We start from the raw sequence: 22,659 nt of genomic DNA, 5'->3' as shown, positions 1-22,659 counted from the left end.
CTGCTGCATTCCACAGCAAAACCCCTATTTATACCCACTTACACACAGATTTATCCACAGACTGAAAAAATAGTGAAAATAGTTCGCGCATTACGCAAACGTTTGCGCTACAATTAGCGCGAAAATTCGGCATTGATTTTATTTTGATGCTCTGAAATTGTTAGTGACTTATATATAGATATTGCTTCTTTATCCAAATCCAAGGGATCTATCTCATGCAACAGCTTCGTCCTATTCGCCGTGCCCTGCTTAGTGTGTCTGATAAAACAGGGGTTGTTGAATTCGCTAAAGCGCTTTCTCACCGTGGTGTTGAACTGCTTTCTACCGGTGGAACCGCTAAATTACTAGCAGAGCAAGGCCTTAAGGTCACTGAAGTTTCAGATTACACAGGTTTTCCTGAAATGATGGATGGTCGCGTTAAGACTCTGCACCCGAAAGTTCACGGTGGGATCTTAGGTCGTCGCGGTAAAGATGATGCCATCATGCAGCAGCATGACATTGCACCTATTGATATGGTGGTTGTGAACCTTTATCCATTTGCTCAAACCGTCGCAAAACCAAATTGCACATTAGAAGACGCCGTTGAGAATATTGATATTGGCGGTCCAACCATGGTTCGCTCCGCAGCGAAGAACCATAAAGACGTGGCTATCGTGGTTAACAGTAATGACTATGACAAAATCATCGAAGAGATGGATAACCACGAAAATTCGCTGAATTGGTCAACACGCTTTGACTTAGCTATCAAAGCATTCGAGCACACCGCAGCTTATGACAGCATGATTGCCAACTACTTTGGCGAACTGGTTGCCCCATATCATGGTGATACTACTCAGCCATCAGGTCGTTTCCCTCGTACCCTGAATTTAAACTTTATTAAGAAGCAAGATATGCGCTATGGCGAAAACAGCCATCAAGATGCGGCTTTCTATATAGAAGAAAATCCAAAAGAAGCGTCGATTGCCACTGCGAACCAAATTCAAGGTAAAGCGCTTTCTTATAATAATATCGCAGACACCGATGCAGCTCTGGAATGTGTAAAATCCTTTGATGAGCCAGCTTGTGTTATTGTTAAGCATGCTAACCCTTGTGGTGTTGCCATTGGTGACAATATCCATGCCGCTTATGATAAAGCATTCAAGACTGACCCAACCTCTGCATTCGGCGGCATCATTGCTTTTAACCGTCAATTAGATAAAGCCACCGCAGAAGCCATCATTGAACGCCAATTTGTTGAAGTGATCATTGCCCCTTCTATTGCTGAAGACGCGTTACCTTCCTTATCTACCAAGCAAAACGTGCGTGTTCTAGTATGTGGTGAGTGGAGCAAACCTGTTGCAGGTTTAGATTTCAAACGCGTGAATGGAGGTTTACTGGTTCAAGATCGTGACTTAGGTATGGTCGAAGCGGAAGATTTACGCGTCGTAACCACACGCCAACCTACAGAACGTGAGTTAAAAGATGCGCTGTTCTGCTGGAAAGTGGCGAAATTCGTGAAATCAAATGCGATTGTTTATTCGAAGAACGACATGACCATCGGTATTGGTGCAGGACAAATGAGCCGCGTGTACTCTGCTAAGATTGCGGGGATCAAAGCTGCTGATGAAGGTTTAGAAGTTGCTGGTTGTGCAATGGCATCCGATGCATTCTTCCCATTCCGTGATGGCATCGATGCTGCTGCTTCTGTAGGTGTTACTTGCGTTATTCAACCAGGTGGATCTATTCGTGATGATGAAGTGATTGCCGCTGCCAATGAACATGGCATCGCAATGATCTTTACTAACATGCGTCACTTCCGTCACTAATTGCTAGGGGTTTCTATGAATATACTGATTATTGGTGGTGGCGGTCGCGAGCACGCTTTAGCATGGAAAGCCGCACAATCTCCATTAGCAGATAAAGTGTATGTTGCGCCGGGTAACGCGGGTACTGCACTGGAACCTGCACTGGAAAATGTCGATATCTCAGCAACTGACATTGATGGCTTACTGCAATTTGCCAAAGACAAACAAATCGGTCTAACCATCGTAGGTCCAGAAGCACCATTAGTTATCGGTGTGGTCGATGCATTCAAACAAGCTGGTTTAACCATTTTTGGACCAACTCAAGGTGCTGCGCAGTTAGAAGGCTCGAAAGCGTTCACCAAAGATTTCTTAGCTCGTCACAAGATTCCGACCGCAGCTTATGAAAACTTTACTGAAATTGAGCCTGCTTTGGCTTATTTAGATAAAGTTGGCGCACCTATCGTTATCAAGGCTGATGGTTTGGCTGCTGGTAAAGGCGTGATTGTGGCAATGACGCTGCAAGAAGCCAAAGATGCCGTCCATGATATGCTGGCTGGCAATGCATTCGGTGATGCCGGTCATCGTATCGTTATCGAAGAGTTCCTTGATGGCGAAGAAGCGAGTTTCATCGTCATGGTGGATGGTGAGAATGTCATTCCGATGGCAACTAGCCAAGATCATAAACGTGTTGGCGATGGTGATACTGGGTTAAACACTGGCGGTATGGGTGCATATTCACCTGCGCCAGTGGTGACAGATACGGTTCATCAACGTGTCATGGAGCAAGTCATTTATCCAACCGTTAAAGGGATGGATCAAGAAGGGAACCGTTATCAAGGTTTCTTATATGCAGGTTTGATGATTGATAAAGCGGGTAACCCGAAAGTCATCGAATTTAACTGCCGTTTTGGCGATCCAGAAACTCAGCCAATTATGATGCGCTTACAATCTGATTTAGTCGCTCTGTGTTTAGCGGGTGCTAAAGGCGAACTCGCAGGTAAAGATTCTCTTTGGGATGAACGTCCAGCGCTCGGCGTCGTGATTGCGGCAGGGGGATATCCAGGTGATTATCGCAATGGCGATGTAATTTCGGGTCTACCAACGTCAGAAGCCGCTGATAGCAAAGTGTTCCACGCAGGTACCAAGCTCAACCAAGCAGGCGAAGTCGTCACTGCCGGTGGTCGCGTTCTGTGTGTCACTGCATTAGGTAACGACATCGCAAAAGCTCAAGCTAAAGCATACGAAGTTGCCAAAACCATCAATTGGTCCGACAGCTTCTATCGCAACGATATCGGCTACCGCGCTATCGCCCGCATTAAGTAATAGAAACAAATAATCCCAAAGCTGATAAGAGGAAACTTTTATCAGCTTTTTTATTGCCTATCTTTCTATCTTTCTATCTTTCTATCTTTTTATTTTTTGAACTTGTTTTGCCTTTGACCTTCACACCGCCAATGGCTCTAAGTATTTCGAATCACAGCAAAGCTGCAAGAGAGAGAATCTCTAGGAGCATACATAAGTATGTGACTAGGGTGAACGAACGTAGCAATACAGCTGTGGTTCGAAAGACGACGAGCGGTGACCTACAAAGAATCTTTACTAGGTTGCCAATTGCAGAAGTTGGTATCCGCCACCATCAAAAGCTGAGTGCCCTCTGGCGACTCCAACCACGCCAAATTCAGCTCTTTCGTCCAGACTTTGGCTCTATCATCTAGCCATTTCTGTGCATACGGTTCGAAAGTAACATCGCGCTTTTCACCATCACAAGTGGTGATTTTACCTTGCTTCCAATACCCTTGATGTAGTTCTACACCACCCACTATCAACGCGGTATTGATATTCAGGATACGGTCAGCTTCAAAACGCCAGCGGTTAATTTCATCAGAGGAAAGCGGGGTTTTGATATTATTTTGCGCGCGCTGCATAAACACAATTTCATTATCTTTACTAAAGCGCAGTTGTTCAGTGATGTTGTTATCCCCTTGATTGAGGACTTGGCTGCGGATCTGCCACAATTTACCATCACGATATTCGAAGAAATTGACGGAGGTGTCGGTTCTTTTATAGGGGCTATACACCACCATTAAGACCAACGGCTGACTCTTCGCATCATTCAGTCTCCACATTCGGATTACGCCTTCATCGGCAATAAATCCGCTGGCACTAAACTCAGGGAGTCGAGGCGAATTAGAAGAACAGGCGCTTAGTATTGAGACTGCTCCCAACACCAGCAACCTTTGGCGAATAAACAAAAGGGGTAACTTCATACCCCCTCTGATAATTCTCGTAGACAATGTACTTATTTTACAGCGTCTTTCAGTGCTTTACCGGCAGAGAATGCTGGTACAGTTGTTGCAGGAATTTGGATTTCTGCTTTAGTTTGTGGGTTACGACCGGTACGAGCTGCACGGTGGCTAACTTTAAAAGTACCGAAACCGACCAGTTGTACTGCTTCGCCGCTTTTCAGAGAATCTGAAATTGCGCTCAGAGTTGCTTCTAAAGCTGCTTTAGCTTGAGTTTTAGTCAGATCTGCTGATTCTGCGATAGCATCAACTAATTCAGTCTTGTTCATAAATTATCCTTACACAGTGTGTTTATCGTTTGCAAAGCATCGAGTGCGTCGGATATGCCAGATAGACAGCCCCTGATACACGCCCCCGATAGCCACTTCTTCTCGCCCCTAAATGTAGAACAGAGTAGGGGTAAATGTGAAGTCTTAGTACACAGCATTACTGCTTTAAGTCACGTTTTCGCACTTAAAAGTGCAAAATTTACGCGACAGTAATGCCGATATTGCTGACACCCGCTTCGCGGAGGTCAGATTTTAATCCTTTAATTAACTCTAAGTCTCGTTCTTCGCAAGCGGCTAATAAGCGGAAAATATCCCATTGAATGTCCCACTCTTCTTCCACAGCAGGCACCACTTTTAGCTCTTCATCGGTCATTTCACGCCCTGCTTGGGTCATTTCAAGCATAGCAACAGTACGAATCGATGCTTCACTGACTAAGATTGCGTGCTCAAGGGTTTCACCACTCAGTTTTGCATGAATGAGTTCACCTAAAGCAATACAAGCGTCGATAGCGGGATAAACACCGTACATATCGAAGTCATCGGCGACTGGAATAATTTCTTCTAACTTCTCTAACTGATTGTCGAAATTGACTTTGCTATCTTTGATAACCAAGGTTTCCCAAACTAAATCAAGGATGGCACGATAAACCTTCGCATCAGCAAATTCAGTTTGCTGGCAAAACATTTGATAATTAGGATACATTCTCTCGCACAGGGATGCCATGAAGGTCATATGCTGCCAGCTTTCTAGTTTCTCTAACCTCAAATGAATAGGATTTCTTAACATAATTTCTGACTCATCAATCTCAATACTTCGCAGTTTACCTGAAAATCTGCCAATGCCACATATTTTGCTGATAATTAGCCAATTTTCTCATTCATTCGCTTAAAAAATGTGCGATTCGAAGCGATTCCATCAGCAAAACGGGTCGGTTCTGGCAATCTATACCCCTGAATACACCGTTTTACCCACTCTAGCGAGGAAATAAAACTGACTTTGTGACCCGGAGAAAGATATAAAGGATTACAGCGTTTCTTACTGCGATAAACCCATCCTAATTGCTCTTGAGCCACTTTCAACATTTCGACGCTTTCAGGTTCAGCATTGAGTTCAACATCATCACCACATAAACGGCTTTTTGCTACCCCTATCGTTGCGACATCGGCCAACAATCCGAAATGGCAAGCCACACCAAAACGCCGCGGATGAGCAATACCTTGACCGTCCACCAGCACTAAGTCGGGCTTTTGTTGGATTTTTTCCCACGCAGCCATTAACCCTGGGACTTCACGAAACGAGAGCAACCCGGGTATATAGGGTAACTGAGTTGGGATCCGTGCTATTTGATATTCCACCAATTGCAGCTCAGGCCATGAAAGCACCACAATCACCGCGCGAGTGACGGTACCGTCTTGCTCAAAACCGACATCCGCACCACCAATAAAACGCGGCGGGACAAATTCATCATTCAGAATGACTTGTTGAGCTAGCTCTACCTGCTGTTGTCGCAACTGCTGAGTATCAATTGCCATCACGGAACCATTATTAATAAGGATTAATCATAGATGATAATGATGTACTTACAAGATCCTGTAAATACACCACACATTGAGAGGTTCAAATCGAGATAAAACACCAAGTTCTACCTCGATTATGCCTTGGCGGCTACTGATGATATTGACGAGAGAAACGGTGAACCGCGTCCACAAACGCACCCGCATGTTCAGGCGCCACATCTTGATGAATACCATGACCTAAATTGAAGACATGCCCTTCACCTTGACCAAAGCCTGCTAAAATGTGCTGCACTTCTTGTTCAATACGCGCAGGTGGTGCATATAACATTGAAGGATCCATATTGCCTTGCAGCGCAACTTTGTCACCAACGCGACGACGAGCATCCGCAATTTCGGTCGTCCAATCCAAACCTAGCGCATCACAGCCTGTTGCCGCCATCTCTTCTAACCACTGCCCGCCACCTTTGGTAAACAGGGTCACAGGCACACGACGACCGTCATTTTCACGAATTAAGCCATCAACAATTTTGTGCATGTAGCGCAAGGAGAATTCCAGATAATCACGCTTAGTCAGCACGCCGCCCCACGTATCGAAAATCATCAGGGATTGAGCGCCTGCGCGCACTTGAGCATTCAGATACAAAATCACGCTATCTGCCAGCTTATCCAGCAGTAAATGCAGCGTATTTGGATCTTCATACATCATTTTTTTGATTTTAGTGAACGCTTTGCTGCTACCACCTTCAACCATATAGGTCGCTAATGTCCACGGGCTACCCGAGAAACCAATCAGTGGTACATCACCATTTAAGGCTTTACGGATGGCACGAACTGCGTCCATCACGTAGCCCAGTTCCATTTCTGGATCGGGAATTGGGATATTTTTAACATCGGCAGCGCTTGCTACTGGTCTTTCAAAACGAGGACCTTCTCCTGTTTCAAAATAAAGACCCAGCCCCATTGCATCGGGGATGGTCAGAATATCTGAGAATAAAATTGCGGCGTCTAATGGAAAACGACGAAGTGGCTGTAACGTGACTTCGCACGCTAACTCAGTATTTTTGCATAAAGCAATAAAATCACCAGCTTCTGCGCGGGTCGCTTTGTATTCTGGTAGGTAACGCCCGGCTTGACGCATCATCCATACTGGGGTCACATCTACAGGCTGACGTAGCAACGCACGTAGATAGCGGTCATTTTTCAACTCAGTCATTATTTACTCCATTATTATTGTGGCCGCCGCAAATGGCTAAGGCGCCATATTATACCAGCAAAGGGAAACAATATCAGCGCCAGCGCAATTAGTGGTTATCTTCATCAAATTGACGACATAACACCACACTATCTTCAATTAATCGCCGAGCAATCGTATCTCCCGGTGGGATCAGCGGCAGATCATTATAGTGATACCAGTTAGCGCTCACTAACTCTTTAGGATCCACTTGAATGTCCCCACTATCATAATCAGCTAAAAAGCCCATCATCAGTGAGTGTGGGAATGGCCAAGGCTGGGAAGAGACATAACGAATATTGCGCACTTTTATATGGCTCTCCTCCATCACTTCGCGAGCCACCGCCTCTTCTAAGGTTTCCCCCACTTCCACAAACCCTGCTAACACCGTGAACAGCGGATTTTGTGAATGGCGACGATGTTGTGCCAGCAAAATATGATCATCGCGGCGAATACCAACGATAATACATGGGGCAATTTGTGGATAATAACGTTCATGGCAGTGGTCGCACAAACACGCCCATTCCGTTGAACTATGGCGCATCGCCGTTCCGCAATAACCACAGTAACGATGAGAACGATAAAATTCCGCGAGTTGTACACCCCGTCCAGCTAAACGAAATAGCCCTTCATCTTGGGAAGCGACCACGCGAGGGGAAGCCATATCTGATGGCATTTTTTCAGCAATCAGCCAGACAATTTCCCCTTGCCACTCACCTATGGGAGTGGCTAGTTTCCCCGTTAATCCAAATTGCTGTGCAGCACCTTTAGGTACATCACCTTGGGGCAGCCACAACCGCCCCGCAAAGCAGACAAACCACCAGCCGCTTTCGGTTCCTGCTAATGTGTGTTTATTCATTCTGTTTCTCTATGTCAGCACGCTGAGTTGCGGTTAAAGATACGCTTGTTTTATAGATTGTCATACAACCGTTTGATTCGTCACTACCCTTTCATTATTTTGACACTTTTTAGACATTTAAACGTCACAGCATCTAAAAAGTGTCACACAACTGTCAATTCATTGTCATCTCGAATAATTAGCATGCCAACTAACCAATACGGCGACTCTTATAGAGAGAAACAAGATGAAAGCTATCGTACCTGCAATTTTACTGTCACTCAGCACTTCTCAAATGGCATTTGCGGCTGACAGCGATTTAACACAACTTATCGAAGCTGCAAAGAAAGAAGGCCAAGTTTATAGCGTCGGGATGCCTGATACATGGGCAAACTGGAAAGGCACATGGCAGGATTTATCGACAGAATACGGTTTAAAGCATCAAGATACGGACATGAGCTCTGCGCAGGAAATTGCAAAATTTGCCGCTGAGAAAAATAACGCTACCGCAGATATCGGTGATGTCGGCGCGTCATTTGGTCCGGTTGCAGTACAAAAAGGGGTCACTCAGCCGTACAAACCGACCACTTGGTCACAAGTGCCTGATTGGGCAAAAGATAAAGACGGCCACTGGGCATTAGCTTACACTGGCACGATCGCGTTTATGATCAATAAAGACTTAGTTAAAGACGCACCAAAAAGCTGGGATGATTTACTTAAAGGAAAATATAAAGTCACCGTTGGGGATGTGGGCATTGCCGCACAAGCCAACAACGCTGTATTAGCAGCCGCTTTTGCACGTGGTGGTGATGAAAATAACCTGAAGCCTGCCATTGAATTCTTTGGCGAATTAGCGAAACAGAAACGTTTATCCGTCAATGACCCAACCGTTGCCAACATCGAAAAAGGCGAAGTGGAAGTGGGCATTTTATGGGACTTCAACGCACTGAACTACCGTGACCAAATCAACCGCGACCGCTTTATCGTAGTGATCCCATCCGATGGCAGCGTTATCTCCGGCTATACCACTATCATCAATAAGTTTGCTAAAAACCCAAATGCCGCGAAATTAGCCCGCGAATTTATCTCCAGTGATAAAGGGCAAATCAACCTTGCAGAAGGTTATGCGCGCCCAATTCGTGCTCAATACCTGACACTGCCTGCGGATATCCAAGCCAAATTACTGCCAGATGAGCAATACAAAAATGTTCACCCGATTAAAGATGCGCAAGGCTGGGAAAAGTCATCACGCAACTTACCGAAAATGTGGCAGCAGCAAGTATTAATTCACCAGCAATAATCGCAATTAGGAATCAACAGTCTGATGTCTGAAAAAGTCATACTTGTTGTTCTCGACGGTTTAAGTTATTCAGTAGCCCATCAATGTATGGGCTATCTCAATGGTCTTATCAAAGCCGATAGAGCAACACTTTATAAAATGGAGTGTGAGCTCCCATCCATGTCTCGCCCGCTGTACGAATGCATTTTGACGGGCATTCCTCCGGTTCAAAGTGGCATCGTCAACAACGATGTGGTGCGACTTTCTCACTTCGATAGCATCTTTTCATTGGCTCACCAAGCCGGAAAAACGACAGCGGCAGCAGCCTATTATTGGGTCAGTGAGCTGTATAATCGCGCGCCATTTGAGGCGAATCGTGACCGATTTACCCATGATAAGCAGCTGCCTATTCAGCATGGTTGCTTCTACCAAGCAGACCACTACCCTGATGACCACCTGTTTATGGATGCGGAATACCTGCGTACCCAACACGACCCCGATTTTTTGCTGATCCACCCAATGAATATCGATGATGCGGGGCACAAGTTTGGTTTTGATTCGTCCCAATATCGCAATGCGGCTCGCAAAGCAGACATTTATTTATCCCATTACTTACCGATGTGGATAGAGCAAGGCTACCAAATCATCATCACCAGCGACCACGGGATGAATAACGACCGTAGCCACGGTGGTATTTTGCCGGAAGAGTGTACGGTTCCGCTGTTGACTATTGGCAGCGCATTCTCTCATCGCCCAGACGTTCCGATGGAACAAACAGCGATTTGTGGCACCGTTTGCCAACTACTGGGTGTGCCATTCTCAAACAAAACTGTCTGTGATGATTTACTGGCAGGAGGTCGCTAATGGCGGATATCCCTGCCAACGACCAGTCCCGTCAACAAGAGGGAGGCTTAACCATGTTTAACAAGCCCAATGTGCGTTTTCACTGGCACGCCGCACTGTTAATCGTGCCATTTATTGTGCTGTTTTGCCTGTTTCAAATCGCCCCGATGATTTGGGTACTCTTCAACAGTTTTGTCTACGAAGAAGCATGGTCTTTTGAGAATTACGTAGAGATCTTCACCAACGATTTCTATCTACAAGCATTTCAAAACACTTTGTGGCTATCGCTGATTTGTAGCGTTGTTGGTTTGCTTATCGCTTGTGTAACGGCATTTTCTATCTATAAGATGCAAGGCAAAGTGCGCAATTTCATGATTTCGTTTACCACCATGGCGAGCAACTTCAGCGGCGTACCGTTAGCCTTCGCGTTTATTATTATCTTAGGTTTTAACGGAGCCATTACCCTGCAACTTAAAGCGTGGGGATGGATTGATGATTTTAATATCTACAGCGCCAGCGGCTTGATGCTGCTGTATATCTACTTCCAAATCCCACTCGGCATTTTACTGCTTTACCCTGCATTCGATGCACTCAAACCTGAGTGGGAAGATGCCGCAAAAACTATGGGAGCCAGCAAGTTAACCTATTGGCTGAAAGTGGGTATTCCGGTCATTTCTCCTGCACTGTTAGGCACATTTATTATCTTGGTTGCCAATGCCGTTGGCGCTTATGCCAGTACTTACGCACTCACCAGTGGTAACTACAACCTAGTGACTATCCGCATTGCCAGCCTTGTCTCTGGCGACCTGTTCTTAGAGCCAAATATGGCAGCCGCGCTATCCGTTGTTCTGATTGCGATCCTCGGGTTTATCACCGCCATTCACCACTGGTTATTAAAGCGGAGCTACCATGCTAAATCCTAATATTCGTAGCCCAAAAGCACCGAGTTTACTGTTTCATAAAATGGTTCTTGGTACCGTTGCCGCCATTCTTGCGCTGCCGATTATCGCCACCTTTATTTACTCCATTTCGAGCTCATGGGGTGCGACGATTATGCCTGATGCCCTATCCATCAAATGGTATCTACAACTATGGCAAGATCCACGATTTCTAATGGCATTTGGACGATCACTCTTGATCTGCTTTGGCACATTGCTGATCAGCGTGCTCGTGATTTTACCCATGACTTTTGCCGTTTTTTACCGCTTTCCAAACCTCAAAGGGTTGATGGATTTACTGATTATTCTCCCTTTTGCGATCCCACCCGTGGTCTCTTCAGTCGGTTTACTGCAAATCTTTGCGGATGAGCCATTCATGTTGGTCGGTACCCCGTGGATCTTAATTGGCACCTACTTCACCATTACATTGCCATTTATGTACCGCGCACTGGCGAATAGCTTTCAAGGAATCAATCTGCATGACTTAATGGACGCCGCTCACTTACTCGGTGCCAGCACCTTTAAAGCCTTTTTAATGATAGTGCTGCCAAATATCCGTAAAGGGTTATTGGTTTCTTTACTGATTTCCTTCTCATTCTTAATGGGGGAGTTCGTATTCGCCAATATCTTAGTGGGAACCCGTTTCGAAACCTTGCAGATCTATCTGTTTAATATGCGCCAAACTAGCGGACACTTTACCTCTGCGCTAGTGATGTCTTACTTCTTATTTACGTTGCTGCTGACTTGGTTAGCAACGCGCTTGAATCGTGCGGGAGATGAACGATGAGCTACGTCATTGCCGAAAACCTAACTAAATCCTTTGGTCAGAACCAAGTATTCTCTGATATCCAGTTTACGATTGAACAAGGGGAATTTATTACGCTATTGGGGCCAAGTGGCTGTGGGAAATCCACGTTACTGCGCTGTATTGCGGGACTTGAACAGCCTGACAGCGGGGAGCTGTATATCAACCGCCAGAATATCACTCAGCAGCCAGCTCAACAGCGCGGCGTGGGCATGGTGTTTCAAAGCTACGCTCTATTCCCAAATATGACCGTGGCTGAAAACATCGCATTTGGGTTGAAAATGCGCAAGATGCCCGCCACTGAGCGCGATAAAGCCGTGGCAGAAGTCATTGATATGGTGGAATTACAAGGAAAAGAGAACCAATATCCGCACCAGCTTTCGGGTGGTCAGCGCCAACGTGTCGCCCTCGCCCGTGCATTGGTGATGAAGCCGCAAATTTTACTCCTCGATGAACCGTTATCCGCCCTTGATGCACGTATTCGTAAGCACTTACGCCAGCAAATTCGTGAAATCCAGCGAGAGCTGAAGCTCACTACCATTTTCGTCACCCACGACCAAGACGAAGCAATGATTATGTCTGACCGCATCTTCTTAATGAACAAAGGCTCGATTATCCAAAGCGATACCGCGGAAAATATCTATACTCAGCCTGCCACTGAATTTGTGGCTCGATTTATGGGGCATTACAATCTGGTGGAAGCAGAAAAAGCCAATGGGATGTTGGGCGTCAATTTACAAGGCACCCTCGCCATTCGCCCTGAGTCCATTTATGTTCGCGAAGTCGGACGCCAATATGGCAGCCATATTTCCGCCCCTGTAGATGCCGTGATCCTTGACCACCAGCTTTTAGGGAATATTATTCGCTATAGCGTGAACACGCCTGCGGGGGATATGACCGTAGACTTGCTCAACCGCTCATCCGAGCGTTTATTTGAGCCAGGCACACGCCTTGAGTTAATGTTTAATAAAAATGAAATTCGAGCTTTAAGTTAATCAACGACGAGCTAGTCAACGAAAGGAACCTCATGCAAAACCCGTCTACACAAACCAAATTAGCGATTTTTGATCTCGATGACACCCTGATCCGTGGCGATAGTAGCGTACTTTGGACGCAATATTTGTGGGATAAGAAAATCATTACCGACCCGCGTTTTGTCGAAGCCGATAAAGAGATGATGGCGCAATACAACGCGGGCAATTTGGATATGGTGACTTACTTAAAGTTTAGTTTGCAGACCCTTGCTGGCATCAAGACAGAGCAAGTCGATGAGTGGTTAGATGATTTTGTGGATACCATTATCATTCCGCGCATTTACCCTAGCGCATTAAGCACTATCGCCTCATATCGATCTCAAGGGATCCCGATCATTGTGATCTCCGCAACGGTTACCTTTATCGTGAAGAAGATCGCGGATCACCTTGGCGCCGATGTCACGATGGGCATTGATATTAAGCGTTCAAATGGCTGCTACACCACCGAAGTTGACGGTATCCCGACCTTTAAAGAGGGTAAAGTTAAGCGTTTAACTCAGTGGATTTCCCACCAGCCAATCACCGATGCGTATATTTATTTCTACACCGATTCCGCCAATGACCTACCAATGTGTCATTTCGCCGATGAGACATTTATCGTCAACGGCGACCCGCGCCTTCTCCAAGCCGCCAACGAAAACCACTGGCCGCAATATTCGTGGAGTTTGTAAAACCCTATTTAACCAACCTAGTTCTAACTTTTAATTTCTAGGTTTTGGATTTTTACCCAATACACTGATTTCCCCTAAATTATTCGAGTGAGAAGAAGGCGGCAAGCGAGGATATCCCTAGGAGCATACACAAGTATGTGACTAGGGTAGCCGAGAGAAGCCAACGCACTTATCGCTTGAAGAATGACGGGGAAACTTTATACTGATTAATTCTTGTCGGAGTGTCTAGTATGCATATGCATCAGGCTGAGACCGTTAATTCGGGATCCGCGGAACCTGATCGGGTTAATACCCGCGAAGGGAACAAGAGTAATCATTCAGCGCAATTTTCGCTTATTTATTTGGCGAAAAACTAGCCGCAACGCCTTACCATTACTCCTCCGAACTCCAGACAAGCAACTTTCTTTCGATAAACCCGCTATTGGCGCTTTACGCCGTATAGCCTGTGACGATGTCAGGAAATTGCTATGTCCAATAATGCTAATAATGCAGTTATACCGAGTACCGATATTTCCCCTAAAGCTGCACCAGCACGCTCTCGAAAAGAGCAGCGTGATGCCGCAGAAGACTTTATCAATACCATTTCCGGTGTTTCATTCCCTAACTCTGAACGTATCTACCTGCAAGGCTCGCGGGATGATATCCAAGTTCCCATGCGCGAAATCCAGCTCTCCCCAACGCTTATCGGCGGAGACAAAGATAATCCCAAATTTGAAGATAACGAGGCCGTCCCTGTTTATGACACCTCAGGTCCTTACGGCGACCCGGCCTCTGAACTCAATGTTCACAAAGGATTGAAAAAAATCCGTGCGCCGTGGATCAGTGAACGCGCGGATACTGTTGCTGTCGAAAATCTCAGCTCCGACTTTACCCAGCAGCGCTTAGCCGATGCGGGCTTAGATCACTTACGTTTTAATCACCGCCCTGCACCACTGAAAGCGCAAACAGGCAAATGCGTCACTCAGTTGCATTATGCTCGTCAAGGTATTGTGACCCCTGAAATGGAATTTATCGCCATCCGTGAAAATATGGGTCGTGAACGCATTCGCAGTGAAGTGTTAAGGCAGCAACATCCGGGGCAAAGCTTTGGTGCTATTTTGCCAGAAAATATTACGCCGGAATTTGTACGCCAAGAAGTGGCGGCAGGTCGCGCTATCATCCCTGCCAATATTAACCATCCAGAATCTGAGCCGATGATTATCGGGCGCAATTTCTTAGTGAAAGTGAATGCCAATATCGGTAACTCCTCCGTGACTTCATCCATCGAAGAAGAGGTGGAAAAACTGATTTGGTCTACTCGCTGGGGTGCAGATACGGTGATGGATTTATCCACAGGTCGTTATATTCACGAAACCCGCGAATGGATTTTACGTAATAGCCCAGTGCCAATTGGTACCGTACCTATCTACCAAGCGCTCGAAAAAGTGAACGGTGTTGCTGAAAACCTCACGTGGGAAATGTTCCGCGATACTCTGCTAGAGCAAGCCGAACAAGGAGTAGATTACTTCACTATCCATGCCGGCGTTTTACTGCGCTACGTACCAATGACGGCGAAGCGCCTGACCGGCATAGTCTCCCGTGGCGGCTCTATCATGGCGAAATGGTGTTTATCCCACCACCAAGAAAACTTCCTGTATGAGCATTTCCGTGAAATTTGCGAAATTTGTGCTGCTTATGATGTTTCCCTGTCTCTTGGTGATGGGTTACGTCCGGGTTCTGTGCAAGATGCCAACGATGAAGCCCAATTCTCAGAGCTGCATACCTTAGGCGAGCTGACCAAAATTGCATGGGAATACGATGTGCAGGTGATGATTGAAGGACCGGGGCATGTGCCGATGCAGATGATCCGCCGCAATATGACCGAAGAGCTAGAGCACTGCCACGAAGCCCCATTCTATACGTTAGGCCCCCTAACCACCGATATCGCACCGGGCTATGACCACTTCACTTCCGGTATTGGCGCAGCAATGATCGGCTGGTTTGGTTGTGCGATGCTGTGCTACGTGACGCCAAAAGAGCACCTTGGTTTACCGAACAAAGAAGACGTCAAACAGGGGCTGATTACCTACAAGATTGCTGCCCACGCCGCTGATCTCGCGAAAGGTCATCCGGGTGCGCAAATTCGTGATAATGCCATGTCCAAAGCGCGTTTTGAGTTCCGTTGGGAAGACCAGTTTAACCTCGCCCTAGACCCTGAAACCGCGCGTAAATATCACGATGAAACCTTACCGCAAGCGTCAGGGAAAATCGCCCACTTCTGCTCTATGTGTGGACCAAAATTCTGCTCCATGAAGATTTCCCAAGAAGTTCGTGACTATGCTGCACAAAAAGAGGCGGGCATGGAGCAGATGTCGGAAGCTTTCCGCGCTCACGGTAGCGAACTCTATCATGGGGCTGAGATTGCTGAGGTCGTGAGTGATGAACAAAACGCTTAATCTCCCAAATAGCCCATTTCCACCGACCGAACACTGCCTCGGTCTGTACCCGGTTGTGGATTCTGTTGAATGGATTGAACGCCTGCTAATTGCAGGTGTTTCCACCTTGCAATTGCGCATCAAAGACAAGCAAGACCACCAAGTACGTGAACAGATCCAGCAAGCAATAGCCCTTGGTAAGCAGCATAATGCCCGATTATTTATTAATGACTATTGGCGTTTAGCCATAGAGCTGGGTGCCTATGGCGTACACTTAGGGCAAGAAGATCTGGAAACTACCGATCTAGTAGCGATTCACCAAGCGGAGCTACGGCTGGGGATCTCCACCCACGATCCTGATGAAGTCGCGATTGCCAAAACCGTGCGTCCGTCTTATATCGCACTGGGGCATATCTTTCCAACCCAAACCAAGCAGATGCCTTCCTCTCCGCAAGGTTTAGAAGCGTTAAAACAGATGGTTGAGGAGACGCCAGACTATCCGACAGTGGCAATAGGCGGGATATCCATTGAACGCGTGCCTGCCGTGCTCGCCACTGGCGTTGGCAGTGTAGCGGTTGTCAGTGCCATCACCCAAGCCGATGACTGGCAAAGTGCAACGCGAACATTGCTGGATCTGGTTGAACCAACCTCTCGCTTAAAGGAAAACGACCATGCTCAATGATCTCGAATTTATGCGTTATAGCCGCCAATTGCTGCTTGAGGATGTCAGCCCTGAAGGGCAACAAAAACTCAAACAAAGCAAGGTACTGATTGTCGGTTTAGGTGGACTAGGCTCCCCTGCAAGTTTGTATCTCGCGGGGGCGGGTGTCGGTGAATTATGGATAGCGGATCATGATGACCTGCATGTGTCTAACTTGCAGCGCCAAGTGCTGTATGACACGCAGGATATTAACCAGTCGAAAGCGCAGCTGGCCGCAGCGCGTTTAAAGCAGCTTAATCCCCATACTAAGACGCGCATTTTCCAACAAAAGCTTGATGCGGACAGCTTACTTCCCTTAGTGGAACAGGTGGATTTGGTGCTGGATTGCTGTGACAACATGGCCACTCGCCATGCGGTCAATGCCGCGTGCGTCATTAGCAATACCCCGCTCGTCAGCGGCAGTGCCGTTGGCTTTGGTGGACAATTGATGGTTCTTGAGCCTCCTTTTCAATCGGGCTGCTACGCCTGTTTGTATCCCGACCAAGAAGAACCACAACGTAACTGCCGCACAGCGGGGGTTTTAGGTCCGGTAGTGGGAGTGATTGGGACGTTACAAGCATTAGAAGCCATCAAATTGCTGGTGGGATTACCGTCCCCGTTAAGTGGAAAACTACGCCTGTTTGATGGAAAGCAGCAGCAATGGAATACCTTGCAGCTGACCCGTTCAAAACATTGCCCTGTCTGCCGAGAGGTCACATGCATATCATAATCAATGACCAGCCGATGGAGGTTGAATCGCCCATTACCGTCCACCAGCTATTAACGCAACTCGGGCAAAGTACATCCGGCTCAGCACTGGCTATCAACCAAGTCATCATTCCTAAAAGCCAGTGGGAAAGTCATTTTTTGAATGAACAAGACAACATTCTGCTGTTTCAAGCTATCGCAGGGGGTTAATGATGTTAAAAATTGCTGATGTCACTTTTCAGTCACGTTTATTTACCGGAACAGGCAAGTTTGCCAATCCAACATTAATGCAGCAAGCCATCCAAGCATCGGGCAGCCAGCTGGTGACCATGGCGATGAAACGCGTTAATTTACGTGGGCAAGATGATGGTATTTTACAGCCACTTCAAGAGTTAGGAGTTAAATTGCTTCCCAATACTTCCGGCGCCAAGAATGCCCAAGAAGCGATTTTTGCTGCGCGTCTCGCTCGTGAAGCCCTCGGCACTCATTGGGTAAAACTCGAAATCCATCCCGATGTCCGTTACTTATTGCCAGACCCTATCGAAACGTTACTCGCAGCAGAGCAACTGGTTAAAGAAGGATTTGTGGTGTTGCCTTATTGCAGCGCGGATCCCGTGCTATGTAAGCGACTGGAAGAAGTGGGCTGCGCTGCCGTGATGCCTCTGGGCGCGCCGATTGGTACCAATAAAGGCTTAGTGACTAAGGAGATGCTGCAAATCATCATCGAACAGGCTAATGTACCAGTAGTGGTGGATGCAGGAATTGGCGCACCTAGCCATGCCGCCGAAGCTATTGAGATGGGCGCCGATGCGGTGCTAGTCAATACCGCCATTGCCGTGGCTAAACAGCCCATATTAATGGCACAAGCCTTTAATATGGCGGTCGAAGCTGCACAACTCGCTCGCCAAAGTGGACTTGCGGCACCCAAACAGAGAGCGGAGGCATCTAGTCCTCTGACTCAATTTTTGGAGGCGCTGCAATGATTGAAAGCTTTCGGGAGCGTTGGGAACAGTTAGATTGGGACAACCTCACATTACAGATCAATAGCAAAACCGCCTCGGATGTAGAGCAAGCGTTGCAGAGTGATACATTGACTCTCGATGATTTTATGGCGTTGCTTTCCCCTGCGGCGCGGCATTACATCGAGCCGATGGCACAAAAGGCGCAGCGCCTAACGCGTCAACGCTTCGGCCATACCGTTGGATTTTATGTTCCTTTGTACCTTTCCAACTTATGTGCCAATGACTGTACCTATTGCGGGTTTTCGATGAGCAACCGCATTAAGCGCAAAACCCTCGACGATGCCGAAATTGTCCGTGAATGCGAAACCATCCGCCAAATCGGTTTTGACAGTTTGCTCTTGGTAACAGGTGAACATCAAACCAAAGTCGGAATGGACTATTTTCGTCGCCATATCCCGGTGATCCGCTCCTATTTCAGTTCCCTTATGATGGAGGTTCAGCCCTTATCAACCGAAGAGTATCGCGAGCTGAAAACCTTAGGATTAGATGGTGTGATGGTATACCAAGAAACCTACCATGAGCCGACTTATCAACTTCATCATTTAAAAGGCAAAAAACAGGATTTTCATTGGCGATTAGCAACGCCAGAGCGCCTTGGTCAAGCGGGTGTTGATAAAATTGGATTGGGGGCATTAATCGGGCTTTCCAGTAGCTGGCGAACGGATTGTTACATGGTGGCAGAGCATCTTCTGTATATGCAGCAACACTATTGGCAAAGCCGCTATTCTATTTCATTTCCACGCTTGCGCCCTTGCGTGGGAGGAATCGAACCCGCCTCGCTGATGGGGGATGCTGAGCTGGTTCAGTTAATCTGTGCATTTCGCTTGCTTGCCCCAACGGTAGAATTGTCGCTATCCACCCGAGAATCCCCTTATTTTCGGGATCATGTGGTACCACTGGCGATTAACAGCGTCAGTGCTGGCTCTAAAACCCAACCAGGAGGCTATGCGGATTCGAAAACCGAGTTAGAGCAGTTCTCGCCCCACGATAACCGCAGTGCAGCACAAGTCGCACATGCCTTAGTACAAGCCGGTCTACAACCTGTTTGGAAAGATTGGGATGGCTACTTAGGACGTTAATGGCTCCATTTTTAATGGGAAATATTGAAGAGAATATTTCCCATTAAATGGAACTAAGAATATACGACGTTTAATTTTTAAATAATAATATTAATCTGATCACAAAAACTAAAAGAATACGTCATCAATCAGTCTGAATTAAAATATTAATAATATTTAAAAAATATTTTAATAGTTTTTTAAACTACGATGAAATTATGATAATAGTATAACTGAATTTTAAATTGTTATTATCTTCGTTAAATAACAATTTAAGTTAGGAAAGATGAATATCTAGTATTAAATATAACCAGCGGTAGGCAACCAAAAATATCTCATTTATATCAATTAGATAAATAAATCTCCCACCAGGTATTTTGTGATGCACATTCTAATTTAATAATTAAATATTGCCACTTCTATTCTTCTTTTTTAATCACTCTGTGTCTTTAGTCAAAAAAATAACTGGTCAGATATTTATTTTGGCATTATTCATGATAAAAGAATATTGCAACGAAGTATGTTTTTCTTCATTGCAATAATGAAAGTATAAAAATAATGCATCACGATGATGCTGGAGAATGAGAATAATGAATATTGTTGACCGTTTTATTTCTTATACAAAAATTAACACCACCACGAATAGGGAAAAAGGCGCCGCAGGCATCATGCCATCCTCTGAAGGCCAGCGCGTTCTTGCCAAACAGCTAGTTCAAGAGTTAGAAGGCTTAGGCTTACAGGATATCAAACTGCGTGATACAGCTATCGTTACCGCAACACTGCCTTCCAACCTGGATTATAAAGTGCCAACGGTGGCATTCTTTGGTCACTTAGATACGAGCGCAGAGCAGACTAACGACACCAAAGCACAAATTTTGCCTTATAACGGCGAAGATATTTGTATGAATAAAGAACTCAATATTTACCTGCGTAAAAGTGAGTTCCCAGAATTAGAAAATTACCTTGGTGATGACATCATTGTCACCGACGGTACCAGCCTATTAGGTGCCGATGATAAAGCTGCTATCGCCTCGATTATGGATATGTTGCAGTACTTTAAACAAAACCCAGACATCAAACACGGGGATATCAAAGTGGGCTTCGTTCCTGATGAAGAACAAGGTCTACGCGGCGCGAAAGTGTTTGATGTGAAAGAGTTTGGTGCAGATTTTGCCTACACCCTAGACTGCTGTGGTATTGGCGAGCTGGTGTATGAAAACTGGAATGCGGGGGATGTTGAAATCGTCTTTACAGGTAAGTCAGCTCACCCAATGTCCGCTAAAGGCAAACTGGTGAATTCCCTGCTAATGGCGCAGAAATTTATCGCAATGCTGCCCGGTGGCGAAGCGCCTGAATATACTGAAAACCGTGAAGGTTATTACTGGGTTAAGCAGATGTCAGGTAACAGCGCTCGCACTGTTCTGAAAATGGATGTGCGTGACTTTACCGAAGAGGGCTATCGCGCTCGTATGGCATTCCTGAAAAAATTGGCGGGTCATTGTGAAGACCTGTGGGGACCAGAAAGCGTAACCTGTACCTTAGCTGACCGTTACTCAAACGTGTACAACAGCTTACAAGGTGAAAACCGTTATCCAATCGATATTGCTCACGCAGCTTATGAAGCTTGCGGGATCACGCCAAAAGTTATCCCTATGCGTGGAGGCTATGATGGTGCAGCACTTTCACAGAATGGTCTTCCTTGCCCGAACATTTTCACTGGCGCTCATAACTTCCACTCGATTTATGAATATCTACCAGTGAAATCTCTGTATGCCGCCAGTGATGTTTTAAAACAAGTGGTACAAATTACAGCAGAACGTTTCAAGCCAGGAGCTAAAGCATGATCCCAATTCTAACGGTTCTAATTATCGTTGTTTTGGTTGCACGCTTTATTCTGAAGGGATACAAAGCTGAACCGGTGCTGTTAATTGCCGGTTTAGTGTTGATGATTTTCACCCTAGCCTTAGGCTGGGGTCCTATCCTACCGAAAAGCGTCGCAACCACGGGCATTACTTGGCTCGATCCGTTTGAAGTAATGCGTGACCTATTTAGTAGCCGTGCTGCTGATCTTGGTTTGATGATCATGGCACTAATGGGTTTTGCTCACTATATGGATCACATCGGTGCCAACGAAGCGGTAGTACGCGTAGCAACTAAACCACTGAAAAATATGCGTTCGCCTTATGTACTACTATTTTTCTCATTCTTGTTAGCGAGTATCTTGCAGTTAGCGATTCCGTCAGCGACAGGCTTAGCTGTACTGTTAATGGGGACCATGTTCCCAATTATGATTGGTTTGGGACTCTCCCCTGCATCTGCCGCTGGGGTTATCGCAACATCCCTTGGGGTTGCTTATACACCAACCGCGATTGATGCTATCCGTGGTGCGAAAGCCGTTGATATGTCAGTCGTTGAATATGTACTTTACTACCAAGGGCCTGCGGCATTAGCCACGGTGCTGGTGGTCGGTATTACCCATATTTTCTGGCAACGTCATTGTGACCGTAAACAAGGTTTCGTCCCTGAAATTGGTAAAGCGGTGCAGTCCCATGACAAAGAAGCAACAGCCAAATCGGTGCCCGGCTACTATGCCATTTTACCGATGCTACCAATCATTATGGCAGTCGGCTCTTCCAACCTGTTTTTTGAGGGAATTCACCTCGACGTTGTGACCATCGTACTGATTGCTATGGCGATTTGTATGGTACTAGAAACCGTGCGAGTACGTAACTTCAAGCAAGTGTGTAATGGTTTCCAAACCTTCTTAAATGGGATGGGGCATGCGTTTAGTAACGTAGTCGGACTGTTAGTTGCTGCGGGTGTGTTTGCTCACGGGATCAAAGTCAGTGGTGCCATCGACCAATTAATCCTTGGCGCAGAATCCGTCGGTTTACCACCATTTGCGATGGCGATTGTGTTTGCATTAGTCACGTTAGCCGCCGCTATTATTATGGGTTCTGGTAACGCACCATTCTTAGCATTCGTGGAGTTAATCCCACAAATTGCACACAGTATGGGGGTTAACCCGATTGCGATGATCCTACCAATGCAGCAAGCTTCGCATATGGGGCGTGGTATGTCTCCGGTTTCGGGGGTAATAATCGCCGTATCCAGTGGTGCCAAACTTCAACCATTCGATGTGGTGAAACGAACCGCCATACCGTTGATGGTTGGGTTTGTCGCGCACTGTGCAATTATTGGAATTTTCTATTAAATCGTACTCTGGGATATATCCATAGAGTTT

At 46.3% G+C, this 22,659-nt stretch carries 22 protein-coding genes and 1 riboswitch; of the genes, 16 read left to right on the top strand and 6 right to left on the bottom strand.

The features are described from left to right. Positions 1–215 precede the first annotated feature (215 nt). Both purH and purD read left to right on the top strand, forming a co-directional pair. Positions 216–1,805 carry a bifunctional phosphoribosylaminoimidazolecarboxamide formyltransferase/IMP cyclohydrolase gene (gene purH, locus GKR61_RS02165; RefSeq protein ID WP_036953559.1) on the top strand — a complete coding sequence of 530 codons (1,590 nt, stop codon included), beginning with the start codon at positions 216–218 and terminating at the stop codon, positions 1,803–1,805. 15 nt (positions 1,806–1,820) lie between these two features. Next, positions 1,821–3,107, top strand: coding sequence for a phosphoribosylamine--glycine ligase (gene purD, locus GKR61_RS02160; RefSeq protein WP_154599615.1), 1,287 nt, complete (start codon positions 1,821–1,823; stop codon positions 3,105–3,107). Positions 3,108–3,367: 260 nt separating this feature from the next. Here purD and GKR61_RS02155 read toward each other — a convergent pair whose 3' ends face one another. From GKR61_RS02155 to nudC, 6 genes are all read right to left on the bottom strand, one after another. Beyond that, positions 3,368–4,051 carry a DUF1481 domain-containing protein gene (locus tag GKR61_RS02155; RefSeq protein WP_080675654.1) on the bottom strand — a complete coding sequence of 228 codons (684 nt, stop codon included), beginning with the start codon at positions 4,049–4,051 and terminating at the stop codon, positions 3,368–3,370. Positions 4,052–4,083: 32 nt separating this feature from the next. Further along, a complete protein-coding gene (locus tag GKR61_RS02150; RefSeq protein ID WP_006657071.1) occupies positions 4,084–4,356 on the bottom strand; it encodes an HU family DNA-binding protein in 273 nt (90 codons plus the stop codon). A gap of 199 nt (positions 4,357–4,555) precedes the next feature. Continuing rightward, the gene (locus tag GKR61_RS02145; protein ID WP_036953566.1) at positions 4,556–5,143 is read right to left on the bottom strand and encodes a YjaG family protein; all 588 of its coding nucleotides are present in this window, start codon (positions 5,141–5,143) and stop codon (positions 4,556–4,558) included. Between the two features lie 74 nt (positions 5,144–5,217). Further along, positions 5,218–5,889 (bottom strand): deoxyribonuclease V, encoded by a 672-nt coding sequence (nfi, locus tag GKR61_RS02140; RefSeq protein ID WP_036953569.1) that lies wholly within the window; start codon positions 5,887–5,889, stop codon positions 5,218–5,220. A 133-nt stretch (positions 5,890–6,022) separates the two neighbouring features. Continuing rightward, positions 6,023–7,087 carry a uroporphyrinogen decarboxylase gene (hemE, locus tag GKR61_RS02135; protein ID WP_036953572.1) on the bottom strand — a complete coding sequence of 355 codons (1,065 nt, stop codon included), beginning with the start codon at positions 7,085–7,087 and terminating at the stop codon, positions 6,023–6,025. Positions 7,088–7,175: 88 nt separating this feature from the next. After that, on the bottom strand, positions 7,176–7,964 hold the full coding sequence (gene nudC / locus GKR61_RS02130) for an NAD(+) diphosphatase (protein WP_036953575.1): 789 nt from the start codon (positions 7,962–7,964) through the stop codon (positions 7,176–7,178). 226 nt (positions 7,965–8,190) lie between these two features. Between nudC and GKR61_RS02125 the strand changes: the two genes are divergently transcribed. The 14 genes from GKR61_RS02125 to dcuC all read left to right on the top strand — a co-directional run bounded on the left by GKR61_RS02125 (position 8,191) and on the right by dcuC (position 22,629). Beyond that, positions 8,191–9,243, top strand: coding sequence for an ABC transporter substrate-binding protein (locus GKR61_RS02125; protein WP_154639508.1), 1,053 nt, complete (start codon positions 8,191–8,193; stop codon positions 9,241–9,243). Positions 9,244–9,267: 24 nt separating this feature from the next. Beyond that, on the top strand, positions 9,268–10,086 hold the full coding sequence (locus tag GKR61_RS02120; RefSeq protein ID WP_036953581.1) for an alkaline phosphatase family protein: 819 nt from the start codon (positions 9,268–9,270) through the stop codon (positions 10,084–10,086). After that, positions 10,086–10,988, top strand: a complete 903-nt coding sequence (locus GKR61_RS02115; protein WP_036953584.1) for an ABC transporter permease — start codon at positions 10,086–10,088, stop codon at positions 10,986–10,988. The genes GKR61_RS02120 and GKR61_RS02115 overlap by 1 nt, the downstream gene beginning before the upstream one ends. After that, complete coding sequence (locus GKR61_RS02110) at positions 10,975–11,790, top strand: ABC transporter permease (RefSeq protein WP_036953587.1); 816 nt, start codon at positions 10,975–10,977, stop codon at positions 11,788–11,790. Before GKR61_RS02115 ends, GKR61_RS02110 begins: the two co-directional genes overlap by 14 nt. Next, the gene (locus tag GKR61_RS02105; RefSeq protein WP_154599616.1) at positions 11,787–12,803 is read left to right on the top strand and encodes an ABC transporter ATP-binding protein; all 1,017 of its coding nucleotides are present in this window, start codon (positions 11,787–11,789) and stop codon (positions 12,801–12,803) included. The genes GKR61_RS02110 and GKR61_RS02105 overlap by 4 nt, the downstream gene beginning before the upstream one ends. Before the next feature lie 32 nt (positions 12,804–12,835). Then, complete coding sequence (locus tag GKR61_RS02100) at positions 12,836–13,513, top strand: HAD family hydrolase (protein ID WP_036953593.1); 678 nt, start codon at positions 12,836–12,838, stop codon at positions 13,511–13,513. Between the two features lie 207 nt (positions 13,514–13,720). After that, a riboswitch (TPP riboswitch) is annotated at positions 13,721–13,833 on the top strand. Positions 13,834–13,980: 147 nt separating this feature from the next. Next, on the top strand, positions 13,981–15,948 hold the full coding sequence (thiC, locus tag GKR61_RS02095) for a phosphomethylpyrimidine synthase ThiC (RefSeq protein WP_154599617.1): 1,968 nt from the start codon (positions 13,981–13,983) through the stop codon (positions 15,946–15,948). After that, positions 15,932–16,609, top strand: coding sequence for a thiamine phosphate synthase (gene thiE, locus GKR61_RS02090; RefSeq protein WP_036953598.1), 678 nt, complete (start codon positions 15,932–15,934; stop codon positions 16,607–16,609). Before thiC ends, thiE begins: the two co-directional genes overlap by 17 nt. Further along, positions 16,599–17,357, top strand: coding sequence for a HesA/MoeB/ThiF family protein (locus tag GKR61_RS02085; RefSeq protein WP_036953605.1), 759 nt, complete (start codon positions 16,599–16,601; stop codon positions 17,355–17,357). The genes thiE and GKR61_RS02085 overlap by 11 nt, the downstream gene beginning before the upstream one ends. Then, positions 17,345–17,545 carry a sulfur carrier protein ThiS gene (thiS, locus tag GKR61_RS02080; protein ID WP_036953608.1) on the top strand — a complete coding sequence of 67 codons (201 nt, stop codon included), beginning with the start codon at positions 17,345–17,347 and terminating at the stop codon, positions 17,543–17,545. The genes GKR61_RS02085 and thiS overlap by 13 nt, the downstream gene beginning before the upstream one ends. A 2-nt stretch (positions 17,546–17,547) precedes the next feature. Then, positions 17,548–18,318, top strand: coding sequence for a thiazole synthase (locus GKR61_RS02075; RefSeq protein ID WP_154639510.1), 771 nt, complete (start codon positions 17,548–17,550; stop codon positions 18,316–18,318). After that, entirely contained in the window at positions 18,315–19,436 is a 1,122-nt protein-coding gene (gene thiH, locus GKR61_RS02070; RefSeq protein WP_154639507.1) for a 2-iminoacetate synthase ThiH, read from the top strand. Before GKR61_RS02075 ends, thiH begins: the two co-directional genes overlap by 4 nt. A 569-nt stretch (positions 19,437–20,005) precedes the next feature. Next, positions 20,006–21,259 (top strand): peptidase T, encoded by a 1,254-nt coding sequence (gene pepT / locus GKR61_RS02065; RefSeq protein ID WP_036953623.1) that lies wholly within the window; start codon positions 20,006–20,008, stop codon positions 21,257–21,259. Continuing rightward, a complete protein-coding gene (gene dcuC / locus GKR61_RS02060; protein ID WP_036953630.1) occupies positions 21,256–22,629 on the top strand; it encodes a C4-dicarboxylate transporter DcuC in 1,374 nt (457 codons plus the stop codon). The genes pepT and dcuC overlap by 4 nt, the downstream gene beginning before the upstream one ends. Positions 22,630–22,659: the final 30 nt, after the last annotated feature.

This window comes from Providencia sp. wls1916 (assembly GCF_009706585.1).
Classification (GTDB): Bacteria; Pseudomonadota; Gammaproteobacteria; order Enterobacterales; family Enterobacteriaceae; genus Providencia; species Providencia lanzhouensis.
This window is presented reverse-complemented; position numbering and strand designations above follow the sequence as displayed.